The organism is Acinetobacter sp. I-MWF (assembly GCF_025433935.1).
Classification (GTDB): Bacteria; Pseudomonadota; Gammaproteobacteria; order Pseudomonadales; family Moraxellaceae; genus Acinetobacter; species Acinetobacter guillouiae.
In genome coordinates this window covers 2,978,813-2,992,137 of record NZ_JAMBAR010000001.1, presented here as the reverse complement: position 1 = coordinate 2,992,137, position 13,325 = coordinate 2,978,813, and the positions used below count along the sequence as shown (strand labels likewise).

Genomic DNA, 13,325 nt, shown 5'->3' with positions numbered 1-13,325 from the left:
ACGTAGCAGTTAACGATTTTATCTAAACCCTAATTTTAAAATACATATGGAGATGTTTATGCAATTCTTTGATGATTCATTGCACCCTGAAAACATGGACAAAGTGGTGATTACGGTAGCGCCTTATGGACCTGAATGGATGCCTGAGGATTTTCCTGAAGATATCCCAGTGACCATGCAAGAGCAAATTCAAAAAGCGGTAGAGTGCTATGAAGCAGGTGCTTCAGTCCTCCATTTGCATGTTCGAGAGCTGGATGGGAAAGGTTCGAAACGTCTGTCTAAGTTTAATGAACTCATTGCTGGTGTGCGCGAAGCGGTGCCTGATATGATCATTCAAGTGGGTGGATCAATTTCTTTTGCCCCAGAAAGTGAAGGTGAAGCTGCAATTTGGTTAAGCGATGATACGCGTCATATGTTGGCCGAATTAATGCCAAAACCAGACCAAGTAACCGTGGCGATCAATACCACTCAAATGAATATTATGGAGTTGCTATATCCTGAATATTTAGAAGGCACTTCTTTGGCACATCCAGCAATTCAGGCAGCTTATGCAGAAATGACAGTACCCGCAGGTCCAGCTTGGGTTGCAGAGCATTTAAAGCGTTTAACTGAAAATGGCATTCAACCGCATTTCCAATTAACTGGGATGCATGGTTTAGAAACGCTGGAACGTATGGTGCGTAAAGGGCTGTATAAAGGTCCGTTGAATCTAACCTGGATTGGAATTGGTGGTGGTTTTGATGGGCCAAATCCTTTTAACTTCTTTAATTTTATTCATCGCGTACCTGATGGTTGTACTTTAACTTCAGAGTCTTTACTTAAAAATGTTTTGCCGTTTAACACCATGTCAATGGCGATGGGCTTACATGCACGTGTCGGAAATGAAGACACCATTATCGATCATCAAGGTCAGCGTTTTTCTTCAGTACAGCAAATTCAACAGACCGTGCGTATTGCCCATGAATTAGGTCGTGAAGTCGCATCAGGTAAAGAAGCACGTGAAATTTATCGTATTGGCGTGCAATACGACACGATTGAAGAAACTTTGTTGGAAAATGGTATGGCGCCCAATCGTAAAGCAGGTCAAAAGGGTGTTCCACAGCTTAAATAATGTTTTGAGCCAAAAGGATTTTTGATTAAAACAGTGAGAAAAGGATGATTACGTTACTGTGAAGTCGCGTAGTCATCAAAAAAATGAATGAGAAATTATAAAAACACAAGGAGAACGTATGGATGCGCATCAATATTCAAGTCCTGCGGACGGTGTAGATACTTCGGTTGGCATTCCACGTAAATATGCATGGTTGGTTTTTGCACTGACATTTGGTTTGTTGATTTCTGACTATATGTCACGGCAAGTCTTAAATGCAGTATTCCCACTGATCAAAAGTGAATGGGCTTTGACAGACAGCCAACTTGGATTATTAAGTGGGATTGTGGCCTTGATGGTGGGTTTATTAACTTTACCTTTGTCGATCTTGGCAGATCGTTTTGGCAAAGTAAAAAGCTTAACTTTGATGGCTGTGTTGTGGAGTATGGCAACCTTAGGCTGTGCAATTGCTGAAAGTTATCAACATATGTTTATTGCCCGATTTATGGTGGGTGTTGGCGAAGCTGCTTATGGCAGTGTCGGGATTGCTGTTGTTGTATCGGTTTTCCCTCGTGATATGCGTGCAACTTTAGCAAGTGCTTTTATGGCAGGTGGTGTGTTTGGCTCATTCTTAGGCATGGCTTTAGGCGGTGTTATGGCTGAACATTTTGGCTGGCGTTGGGCATTTGGTGGAATGGCCGTCTTTGGGCTGATTCTGGCATTTTTATATCCTATTGTGGTTAAAGAAAACAAGATAGGAACCGTTCAAGGCAAAATTAAGACCCAACAGAAACAGGATAGATTGGAAAGTCCTTTACGATCGATTTATTCAAGTCGGTCTGTGATCGCCACTTATATTGGCAGTGGTTTGCAATTGTTTGTGGGTGGCACAGTCATCGTTTGGCTTCCCAGTTATCTCAATCGATATTACGGATTAGGTACAGATAAAGCGGGGCTGGTCGCGGCAATGGTTGTACTCAGTAGTGCCGTTGGCACGATTTTATGTGGGATGTTATGTGATCGTTTAGGACGAGATCGACCAGACCGAAAAGTTAGTTTGGCGATTGCATTTTGTTTGATCGGTTGTGTGTTGCTATCCATCGCTTTTGCCATGTCTGTCGGAAATGCTCAATTGATCATGATTTGTATTGGGATGTTTATCGCATTGGGTACCAATGGACCATCCAGCGCAATGGTTGCCAACCTGACACATCATTCTGTACATAGCACAGCATTTGCAACATTAACTTTGGCGAATAATTTTCTCGGCTTGGCTTTAGGACCTTTAGTGATTGGAAAGCTATCTGACGTGATTGGTTTACACCATGCTTTTCAATTGATGCCTCTGATGAGCATTGTGGCTGCTGCCGTATTCTTCTATGCAAAACGCCATTATGCCCATGATATTAAAAAATTTAATGCACAATCAGTACGACAAGGTCAAACAGGACAAACACAGTCATGCAATTTGGGTAATCAGTAATGACGCGTAAAATGAATATTGAAGTTTTTTTTGATTTTATCTGTCCTTGGTGTTTGATTGGAAAACGTCATTTACAGACTGCGATTCAAAAATTAAAACAAAGTGATCCAGATGTTGTGGTCAATATCCAGTGGCGTGGTGTACAGCTTTTACCCCATATTCCGCTGGTGGGTGTTCCTTTTGATGCCTTTTATTTACAAAGATTAGGCAGTTCCACAGCCGTTCGAATGCGCCAAACTCAAGTTCGTCAAGCCGCGAAGGCGGTCAATGTCGATATTGATTTTGATCGAATTCGCCGTATGCCAAACACAGCTATGGCACATCATTTTTTTGCAAATATTTCAAAAGTATATCACTCAGATCAAAGTGAGCGATTTTTAGATGCGCTATTCACAGCCTATTTTCATCATTCGGAAAATATAGGCGAGTTAGCAACATTGCAGAAAATAGCCATGTATTGCGGTTTTGCGGATGAGGTGGTTGAAGGTATTTTAGCAAAACCATTCGTTCCTTTTATCTCAGCAGATACAGGGGGTAAAGGAGTAGCGTATTTTGTTTTTGATGGAAGTTTTGCAATGGCTGGGGCACAACCTGCAAGTGCACTTTATCAAGCAATGCAGGATACGCTTCAAGTACAAGGACAAATGGTATGAGCTTGCGTTTTCAAGTTCCTCAAGAAAAAATCCCAACTTTAGGCAATCGATCCTTTTTGATGATCGGTGATCGATCCCTAATTTTATTTAATATTGCCGAACAATTTTATGCGATTAATGACAGTTGCCCACATCAGGGTGCTTCACTACTCAATGGGAAATTAGAAGGCAAGGTAATTCAATGTTGCGCACATGGTTTACGTTTTGACTTGGCAAATGGTTATTTACTCAATTCAACACAGCTACAAGTTCAATCATACCCAGTAGAAGTGATTGGCGAAAATGTTTTTATTGGTTTGGATTGTGGAGCAGCGCTAGATGAGTAAATTAGATTCTATGGCTTGGCAGCCACGGCTAAGTGCGCTTATGCCCGGATTTATTGTCAGTACTGTGGTTGCCGCTGCGGCCTGCTTTTTATCTGAGCATTATGGTGCGCCAGTGATGTTATTTGCTTTGTTGCTCGGGATGGGTGTGAACTTTCTTGCAACAGAAGGCAAGTGTAAAGCGGGTATCGAATTTACTGCGCGAGAAGTACTGCGTTTTGGGATCGCCTTACTCGGAATGCGAATTACCCTTGAGCAAATGACTGCGCTAGGTTGGCAGCCCGTTGTTTTGGTCATTTCATTAGTTGTCATTACCATTCTTGCTTCAGTCATCGCAGCAAAAGTGCTCGGGTTTAATAAATTTTTCGGTATGCTGACTGGCGGCGCGACAGCGATCTGCGGGGCTTCCGCAGCATTGGCCTTGTCTGCGGCTTTACCCAGTCATCCACAAAAAGAAAAAGCAACTTTATTCACCGTCATTGGAGTATCTGCACTTTCAACTTTAGCAATGATTGTTTATCCCATGATTGCGCGATGGTTAGAATTGACTCCACAACATGCAGGGATTTTTTTAGGTGCAACCATCCATGATGTCGCCCAAGTGGTGGGGGCAGGTTATAGCATGTCTACAGAAACAGGCGATACTGCAACAGTGGTGAAATTGATGCGAGTTGCGATGCTTTTACCTGTCATCATCTGTGCAGCCATGATTACCCGTATGCAAGGCGTACCCTCTACGAGTAAAAGACCGCCATTATTGCCCTGGTTTGCAGTAGGATTTTTAATTCTTGCTTGTATAAATAGTACTGGATGGGTACCTACAGTTGTTCAAACTGGAATGAATGAATTATCTCGTTGGTGTCTGATTATTTCGATTAGTGCGCTAGGAATGAAAACACAATTAAAAGAGTTAGCGGCGGTGGGCATTAAACCGATTCTGCTGATGATTGGAGAAAGCGTTTTTCTGGTATTGTTAGTACTCAGCCTGATGCATTGGTTATTTTAGTCGGGCTTTGATTTAATAAAAGTTTTGCAAAGTACAACCTTAAAGGTGGTCTGCGCAAAACTTTTGTTTTAAGTGGCTTTTCTTATTCTTGTTTTGATGTTAATACCAAGTTAGTCGTACCGTGATTGAATTTATATCGTATGTTCATCAATGATCTCAGCCTTATTGTGGGTACGCCAAGCATTGGGTGTTATACCAAATTGACCAATAAACCATCGCGTAAAAGAGCTCGGCATAGAGTAACCGAGAATATCTGAAACTTGTGCCAGTGAATAATTGATATTTTTTAAATAGCGAAATACCAAATTTCTGCGGACATCATTCATTAATTCACTAAAATTTGTATGTGCAGCTTCCAGACGCCGTTGCAGCGTTCTGACATTGACTTCATGGGTCTGCGCGACTTGATCAATTGTGGCACGCCCCATCGGTAAAAGCAGATAGATACTTTTACGGATATCAAAAATAAGTGATGACTCATTGTCTTTTTGTAAGATGTCAATATCGAGATAGCGTTGTGCATGGTTTGCCATTGCTGTATTTGCTTGAGGATTGATTTTATCAAGTTCTGATGATGAGCAGACAATACCATTAAACTCGCTACCGAATTCAAGTGAACTCCCAAAGACACGTTGATGCACTGTTAAGTCTTTTGGTGCATCGTGGGTAAAATGAATACTTAATGGATGCCATTTTTGAGCTAATAATGCAGCACAAAAACGATGGGTAATCCCCAAAGCCAATTCAATTGCTTGACGGCTATACTTTGCTGAAGCAGAAATCACTTCTACCCGAATAATCACCGTTTTGCCAACTTCCTCGATATATATTTCAAGCGCGTTATTGATGATATTTCGGTATCTTACAATTGTTTTTAAGGCATCACGTAACGTCTGTTGATAGCTTAATAATAAACTTAGCTCACCAAAATCAGCAATTTGACGTTGTTCGGCCATATGTAGACCAAACACTTCACAACCACTGATTTGAGCAGATTGCTCTAATAGTGTCATGACTTTGTCGACGGAAATGCGTTGTTTTGAATCATTTAATTGAGCAGAATAAATTCCAGCATCAGATAATAAATGGTATGGATTAAGGTCTAATTGTCGGCTTACATCCAGATAATTTTTGAGTACCGCTGTATGTGCAAGAGGAACCAATTTACTTTCTCCTTGTTTTTTTATTAACCATCCTGGTCAATACATCATTGTTTGAAGACTTTACCAATACGCATTTATAAAAAGTTTTTGCGTATGTCTAATCTCAATAATTTTATCAAAATTTCTTAAGAAGTATCTCAATTCATTACACCTTGAGACCATAGAAATAGAGTATCAAATTTGTTTAACAAAGAAGAGTGTTTTAAAAGGACTGCACTTTATGGAGTAAACAACAGTCATATAAGAGTAAGTTGGCTGTGAAAAGACATGCCAATGGCACAGCTATTCTCCAAATTTGATTCATTTTAATTCCCTCGTAGTTCACTTTTTTATGGTTTCAACGGATCCTTTCTGAAACACGGCCCCATTATTAAAGTTGGCATTGGTTAAAGCAATCTCACTCATTTCATCAATCATATTCAAAACTTTAATGAAAAATCAGTGAAATTTAAAATAAAATAATTAAATCAATTTCTTATGTGTTTTTTTGATACATGCTCGAATGCTGTATTGGAGCAGTTATTTGTCATCAAATGAAAAGAGGTTGTCATCAAATGTATATCACCAAAATCAACTAAACCGTATTGTGAATAAGCAATTTATAGAATTCATCTTCATTCATTCACTCAAAATTAAAGGTAGATCAATGGAAAAAATACAGACAAAGGCAACCGTTTTAATTGTTCCTGGTTTACGTGACCATGTTGCTGAAGATTGGCAAACCTTATTGGAGCAAAGGCTGGTCAAGGTACGCTCTGTCCCAGCATTAGAAACAGATAAACTCAACTGCATAAAAAGAGTTAAAGCGATCCAAGCGCAACTTGAAGAAATTGATGGTCCTGTGATTTTAGTTGCCCATAGCGCAGGGGTATTAATGACCGCTCACTGGGCAGCTCTGTATCAACAGAATATTCAAGGGGCTTTGTTGGTGACACCACCCGATTTATCGGCCAAATGGCCTGAAAACTATCCAAGTTCTGCAATGCTAAAACAGCAAGGATGGGATCCTTTACCTGACAAGATTTTGCCTTTTCCAAGCATTGTGGTCGCAAGTACAAATGACCATTTAGCCAGTTACGAGGCTGTTAGGACTATGGCAAAAACATGGGGCAGTCAATTGGTGAGTTTAGGTGAAGTGGGGCATCTTAATCCTGCTGCTGGATATGGGTACTGGGCACAAGCTGAACAATTAATTCAACAATTAGACCAAGTGGATGACTCGATATGTATCGCTTAGTGCTTAGACTTTATATAGCGGAATTTATTGAGAACTGACTTGGTTCAATTTACCCGCCGTTTTAAGACAGCATTGCTCATTGGTTAGCAGTATTCATAACAGATTAAACAATTAAAAAATCATGCATATTTCAAAATAGTCAATATGGCTATTTATGGAGTTAAATCGAATTAAATCATATCGATATGGAGATCGAATGATGCAAAATGTGAGATGTAGCAATAATGCAAAACACACGATTATTTTCACTCAAAAGCTGAGTGTCTGTTTAGTGCTGTGCTTAAGTATTTCAAAAGTGTCTGCAACAAGTGTTGAGATCAATGAGGATTGGAAATTTGAAACCAGTTCCATGCTCAGCCTAGGTGCAAATTGGAGTACTCAAGATGCTTCAAATCAGTTGGTGTATAAACCTGATGCAAATCATATCGGAAAAGACGGTTTAAGCGTTGATGTGAATGGCGACGATGGCCATGTGAACTTTAGTCAAAACGATAATATTTCCCAAATTATAAAAGGGTTGACTGAATTTCGTTTAAAAGGACAACAACAGGGGGCAGTACTCAGCACTAAATATTGGTATGACCATGCTTATGAAACTGGTCGTGGAGATTTAAGAGCCTTTGATGATTCTGCGTGGCCTAGATTAGCCAAATTTAAGGGCATTGATCTTTGGGATGCCTATATCTGGAAAAATTTTGCTTTAGAAAATGGTCAAAATGCCAGTCTAAAATTAGGCAAACATACTTTAAATTGGGGGAAATCGCAGTTTTTCCAAAATGGTATAAATTCAGTCAGTGCATTGGATTATGCTGCAATCAATCGGCCGGGAGGAGAGGCAAAAGAGCGAATAATTCCTGTCGAAATGTTTTCATTTGAGGTTGGAATAACGCCAAATCTAAAACTGGACGGTTTTTATCAGTTTAAGTTTAGACCTTCTGTCGTGGACGGGTGTGGGACGTTTTTTGCGATTTCTGACTTTGTTCCAGAAAATTGTGGCCCGATTATTTTGACCGTTACACCAGGGGATAAGTTATCTGAAAGTGCTTTAAATGCACAGACCTATATTCCGCGTGCAGAAAGTCGATATGCCAAGAATAGTGGGCAATATGGTTTTGCTTTAAAGCAAACTTTACCTCGTTGGAATAATGCTGAGCTTGGCGCATATTTTGCGAACTATCACAGTCGCAATGCCAATTTTGATGGTACAGCGGTAACTGCATCAGGGCCTGCATATTTTAATACAGCTCGATTTTTTTCAATTTATCCAGAAAATATTAAAATGTATGGATTAAGCCTAGCAGGAAAAGTAGGGACAACTGCTGTTTTTAGCGAATTAACGCATAAACCCAATCAGCCCTTACAATTAAATGGAACAGATATTGTCTATGCCCAAGTTTTAGACAAAGATACGCCCCTTACACCTCCAGGAGTTGCGGCTGAATTTGGGCAATATCTACAAGGTTATGTAAGAACGCCTGTAACCCAATTTTCACTGGGTGCGAGTGATCGTTTAAACAATATATTGGGTGCAAACGCATTGAATTGGGCGGCAGAGTTTGCAGTGAATCATATTGCAGATATTGGTAATCATCGTTTTGGACGGGTCGGTGCATTTGGGCGGAGTGAGCTTTCATCTGGTGCTTATAATCCTGAAACAGGTGAATATAAATGTACGCCTTATGGCACCGCACATCTTGCAAATGATGTGATTGATCGTATGAATGAGCGCTTTTGTAATCGGGATGGTTTTTTTACGCAATGGTCATATGGCTATCGTTTACGAGGGGCTTTAAGTTATCAAGATATTTTACCTGCGACCGTCATCATACCAAGTGTAATCTTTCGCCATGATATAGCAGGATTTAGCCAAAACTTTCAAGAAGGTCAAATGAGTATTGCAACCACTATTTCAGTGAGTTATCAGCAAAAGTATACAGCTGAACTTGGATATACCAATTTTTTTGGCTCGAATGATTTTAGTACACTCGATGACCGAGATTTTGCTTCGTTGGTATTAAAAGCTAATTTTTAACATTTAGAAATTGGAAATAGGATGCCATGTTTATTGGAACGCTTGGCATCCAACATAAAACACATCTTTTAATAATAAATATTTAATTTATTTATACATAAAATGCTTATACAGCTTTGGCAAAAAACTGACTTTTCTGTTGTTTATGGTATTAAATTATTCAATCTTATCAATATTGATGTTATTGGAGCTGCTAAGGATATTGAAGGGCATAGGCTTTATTATCACTATAAATATGACCTGTTCAATTGACCAAAAATTGCATCTATTGTTTGGTGATAAATTACATGAAATATGTATTAAATTATAATATTTGCATTCTATTTAAAAGTTGGTTTTTAAAAATTATTTAAATTTAAATATTTATTTTTAAAGTATATTTTTTGTGAATTATGTATTTAATTGTGAATAAAAATGATGTGTAAGTTTGCAAAATAGAATAAGTAGTGATAAAAAAAGCACATTATCTGGATATAGCATAAAGGTTCCTTACAGATAGATTGAATGATAGAAATATGAATGTTGGATATAAATAAATAATGAAAATTTATGAAATGGTGTTTCATAAAAGCATAGATGAAAGCACTCATTTTTTTTATAGTGAAAATAGCTATGCTTCACGTCAGCATTTTATCGAATTAATACGTTTAGATATTGACGCTGAATTGAGTAATTTTAAGATGACATGCTTAAGTGATGATCAGTACGATTTAAAAGCATTGTTTGAAGAAGTTCATAAAGAAAGCCATTTGCATGTAGATAAAATGGAAGCTGAATTTATTCGTGATGCAATTGCTACATTTGATCAATGCATTTGTTTAAGAGTTAAAGAACGAGATGTTCTTAAACCAAGCGGAAATACTTTTCATATTTAGTCATGATCCAAACTGTATACAGAGATTCACGATTTTCGGTCGACATGTTAAAGTGTCATAACGTATCCCATTCTTCACCCCAGAACGAATGGGATTTTTTTTATTTTTGATGAATGGATAAAATAACTGCTAAGTGTTAATTTTTATTGATTAAATCATATTTTTAATAAAGTCCTCTCCACTAGTTTACAGCCTCATGGTGATTAATCTACCAATACAAAGCCATTGTGAGCAATGATTGTAAAAGATTAATTTGGGGTATTGATCATGGTTACGTTGTTATCACGAGTTTATTTAAAATTAGAGTTTATGAATTAATCATCATATCTTAGATTAATTGATTGAAATGAGATCTATAAAAAATTATGAAGTGAATAATTAAATATAAAAGGCGATTCTAAATTTTTAGGCAAAATTTAAAATTTAGATGAGTCGATAAAACATTTTAAAAAATTGTAATTTTATAAAGAATAAAAAATATTTAATTTTATCTTTGTCATATTGAGTTTAGTTTAATCTATGGAACATAAATTTTATCAAGTAAAATTTTGAAATATAGGGTTTAATTTTGTTGTTATGGAGCTTGATCAAGATAAAATACGATATTGCCTAAGCGAAGTTTTTAGTCATTAGATTGGCATATTTAGTTTGATGTTATTTAAACGAAAATTAAGTTAATTCCATTTTTTTCTTTGTTAAATTATCAAGTGAAATGTATTTTTTAGTGTTTTAAATATATTATTAATTTAATTCTACATTTCCAATAAAAATTTAAATAAATACAATTAATTATAGTGGTTTTGTGTTGGTTATTCGTTGATTTGTTGAACACTTATTCATCACATGTGATTATGTAAAAACTTTCACACTTCTCGTGTAAAAGTTAACGAATAATACAAATCATGGGAATTAATATGAATATTTTTACAAAACTAACACTAACTGCATTGTTAAGCACAGGTTATATCGCGACTACACAAGCCGCTGTTACTGGTCAAGTTGATGTCAAGCTGAATGTTTCAACGGGTTGTACTGTTGAGGGTTCTACTGTTACTGGAAATATGAACCAATTTGGTACATTAGATTTCGGTAAAACTTCTGGTCAGTGGTCAAACGTTTTGACTGGACAAGTTGCTTCTTCAGCGACAGGTGGTCATCTTGCTGTGGAATGTGACGGTGCAAACCCTGTTGACTTTACTGTTGCAATTGATGGTGGTGTACGTGCTGATCGTAGCCTTAAAAATACGACTGCTGCGGATACTGTGAATTATAACGTCTACCGTGATGCAGCACGTACCAATCCATATGTCATTAATACAGCTCAGACTTTCACTGCTGCGGCAGGTGTAGCTCAAGAAGTTCCAATCTTTGGTGCAATTGCTGCAAACAACGGCACTGCAAAAGCACAGGGTGATTATACAGACACTTTATTGGTGACTGTTAATTTCTAATCAGTATACGTAACAGTGAACAGGTTTGTTGTTTAACAGGCCTGTTTTTAGGAGGAACGTATGCACCTGTTACTTAAACAATGCGTTGGATTGCTACTTTGTAGCATTGTATCGTCACTCACCAGTGCTGGGCAGTTGGGCGCTAAGTTAAATATTCAACTTGAACTAGAGCCATCCTGCAAGATCAACAATGAGACCGTGAATAACGGAACAAATGGCTTGAATTTTGGACAGCTGGATTTCGGAGAAACCACAGCTGCATTTAATCAGGTGATAGAGACCAGTTTAAGTCAGGGTTCTACATCAGGTTTGACCATTCAATGCCCTGGCAATGCCCCAATAAAAGTTACCTTTGGTGCGGGGCAACATGACAGCAAGGTACCAGCACCTTTTGGCGCAAATTATTTTCGTGCAATCAGTAATGGCACAGATTTCCTTGCCTACAACATCTTATATGGAACTGCTCGCGAAGCGTTAAGGCCCAATCAAATCATTACTTTGACCAATAATGGTCAGCCGCAAACGCTTAATCTCATGGGGCAAACTGTTAATAATGGTCGGTCAGTCTCGCTTGGACAATATACCGACACTATTCCAATTACCATTGAATTTTAAAGAACAAAATCATGAAAAAAATAGGTTTAAGTGTTCTGCTGATTTCGATTGTTCAAAGTGGGTTTGCTGTTGATCCTGTAACTTCGGCAAGTTTTAAAGTGCAGGCGACCATTGAAAATGGGTGCAAACTCAGCAATGTCGAACAGTTACTTGATTTTGGTCGTCATCCTGTTGTGGCACAGGGGCAATTAAAAGGATCCGTCATCAATACTGCGCAAAGCTGGAATATTCAGTGTACTGCACGGCTACCGGTAAAGGTGATGTTGAATGGTGGTGATCACTTTTCAAATAACTTTCGACGGATGAAACATGCCCAGCAGAATGAGTTTGTACCTTATCAGCTTTATCAGGACAGTAGTTTGCAAGGTGAATATGCCAGTGGCAGTACTTACTCACTGACAATGTTGAATGGTGGTGATCACTTTTCAAATAACTTTCGACGGATGAAACATGCCCAGCAGAATGAGTTTGTACCTTATCAGCTTTATCAGGACAGTAGTTTGCAAGGTGAATATGCCAGTGGCAGTACTTACTCACTGACACCAACCACTACTTTGAATACCTTACTGGGTTTTGCAGTTTACGGCGTTGCAGACTTGAATAATAACAATCAACCACGATCAGCAGGCCTGTATAAAGACACGGTCGCAATTACGATTACATGGTGATTCTATGAGCTTAAATAAAATGAAAATATGGTCGGGCAGGACTTTCTCTGCGGCCGCGATATTGATGGTCACTTCACCAGTATTTGCACAGGCCACTTTTTTAATCTGGCCAATCTATCCCAAAATTGAAGAAAACGAAAAAGCCACTGCGGTATGGCTACAAAATACCGGTAACTCTGATGCCATGGTACAGATTCGGGTATTTAAATGGGATCAGAATCATCAGCAAGATGCTTATGCGGAACAAACTGAAGTTATTCCGAGTCCACCCGTGGCAAAGATCAAGGCAGGTGAAAAGCATATGTTGCGTTTAACCCGCTCGGCTGCTGTACCTGATGCAAAAGAACTGGCCTATCGAATTATTGTCGATGAATTACCCATCAAAGTGAATCCAGAAACGGATAAAGAAACATCGACAGTCAGCTTTCAGATGCGTTATTCGATTCCTTTGTTTAGCTATGGCAAAGGACTTGGCAGTGGTTTAACTGAAGTTTCACAAAAAGCCAATACTAAAAATCCTTTGGCTAAACCGATATTAAGTTGGTGGGTCAAGAATAATGAACAGGGCAAACCTGAACTTTATATTAAAAATACCGGTTCAAAATTTTCACGACTTTCGGGAATTAAATTAACTCCGACTTCAGAGCAAATGGCTTTTGGCAAAACCGCCTTTGGTTATGTGTTGGCAAACAGCACCATGAAGTTTGATTTAGACAACAAACTACTCAA

13 protein-coding genes are annotated in these 13,325 nt (G+C 38.4%); 12 read left to right on the top strand and 1 reads right to left on the bottom strand.

Going from position 1 to position 13,325, the window contains the following annotated elements; genetic code table 11:
- The first annotated feature begins 58 nt into the window (after positions 1 to 58).
- The 5 genes from M2R48_RS13890 to M2R48_RS13870 all read left to right on the top strand — a co-directional run bounded on the left by M2R48_RS13890 (position 59) and on the right by M2R48_RS13870 (position 4,555).
- Positions 59 to 1,111, top strand: coding sequence for a 3-keto-5-aminohexanoate cleavage protein (locus tag M2R48_RS13890; protein ID WP_262086483.1), 1,053 nt, complete (start codon positions 59 to 61; stop codon positions 1,109 to 1,111).
- A gap of 118 nt (positions 1,112 to 1,229) precedes the next feature.
- Positions 1,230 to 2,573 carry an MFS transporter gene (locus tag M2R48_RS13885; RefSeq protein ID WP_262086482.1) on the top strand — a complete coding sequence of 448 codons (1,344 nt, stop codon included), beginning with the start codon at positions 1,230 to 1,232 and terminating at the stop codon, positions 2,571 to 2,573.
- Positions 2,573 to 3,226, top strand: a complete 654-nt coding sequence (locus M2R48_RS13880; RefSeq protein WP_262086481.1) for a DsbA family oxidoreductase — start codon at positions 2,573 to 2,575, stop codon at positions 3,224 to 3,226. Before M2R48_RS13885 ends, M2R48_RS13880 begins: the two co-directional genes overlap by 1 nt.
- Positions 3,223 to 3,552 (top strand): Rieske (2Fe-2S) protein, encoded by a 330-nt coding sequence (locus M2R48_RS13875; RefSeq protein ID WP_262086480.1) that lies wholly within the window; start codon positions 3,223 to 3,225, stop codon positions 3,550 to 3,552. The genes M2R48_RS13880 and M2R48_RS13875 overlap by 4 nt, the downstream gene beginning before the upstream one ends.
- A complete protein-coding gene (locus M2R48_RS13870) occupies positions 3,545 to 4,555 on the top strand; it encodes a YeiH family protein (protein WP_262086479.1) in 1,011 nt (336 codons plus the stop codon). The genes M2R48_RS13875 and M2R48_RS13870 overlap by 8 nt, the downstream gene beginning before the upstream one ends.
- A gap of 131 nt (positions 4,556 to 4,686) precedes the next feature.
- Here the strand turns inward: M2R48_RS13870 and M2R48_RS13865 are convergent, their stop codons facing one another.
- A complete protein-coding gene (locus tag M2R48_RS13865; protein ID WP_262086478.1) occupies positions 4,687 to 5,718 on the bottom strand; it encodes an AraC family transcriptional regulator in 1,032 nt (343 codons plus the stop codon).
- A 646-nt stretch (positions 5,719 to 6,364) separates the two neighbouring features.
- Here M2R48_RS13865 and M2R48_RS13860 point away from each other — a divergent pair.
- The 7 genes from M2R48_RS13860 to M2R48_RS13830 form a co-directional block, all read left to right on the top strand.
- Complete coding sequence (locus M2R48_RS13860; RefSeq protein WP_262086477.1) at positions 6,365 to 6,955, top strand: RBBP9/YdeN family alpha/beta hydrolase; 591 nt, start codon at positions 6,365 to 6,367, stop codon at positions 6,953 to 6,955.
- 196 nt (positions 6,956 to 7,151) lie between these two features.
- A complete protein-coding gene (locus tag M2R48_RS13855) occupies positions 7,152 to 8,987 on the top strand; it encodes a DUF1302 domain-containing protein (RefSeq protein ID WP_262086476.1) in 1,836 nt (611 codons plus the stop codon).
- 539 nt (positions 8,988 to 9,526) lie between these two features.
- A complete protein-coding gene (locus M2R48_RS13850; RefSeq protein WP_262086475.1) occupies positions 9,527 to 9,862 on the top strand; it encodes a hypothetical protein in 336 nt (111 codons plus the stop codon).
- Between the two features lie 914 nt (positions 9,863 to 10,776).
- A complete protein-coding gene (locus M2R48_RS13845; protein WP_096734693.1) occupies positions 10,777 to 11,313 on the top strand; it encodes a spore coat U domain-containing protein in 537 nt (178 codons plus the stop codon).
- Positions 11,314 to 11,373: 60 nt separating this feature from the next.
- Positions 11,374 to 11,928, top strand: coding sequence for a spore coat protein U domain-containing protein (locus M2R48_RS13840; protein WP_209827154.1), 555 nt, complete (start codon positions 11,374 to 11,376; stop codon positions 11,926 to 11,928).
- A gap of 11 nt (positions 11,929 to 11,939) precedes the next feature.
- A complete protein-coding gene (locus tag M2R48_RS13835; RefSeq protein ID WP_262086474.1) occupies positions 11,940 to 12,596 on the top strand; it encodes a spore coat U domain-containing protein in 657 nt (218 codons plus the stop codon).
- Positions 12,597 to 12,615: 19 nt separating this feature from the next.
- On the top strand, positions 12,616 to 13,325 hold a 710-nt coding region (locus M2R48_RS13830; RefSeq protein WP_315972857.1), incomplete at its 3' end, for a molecular chaperone.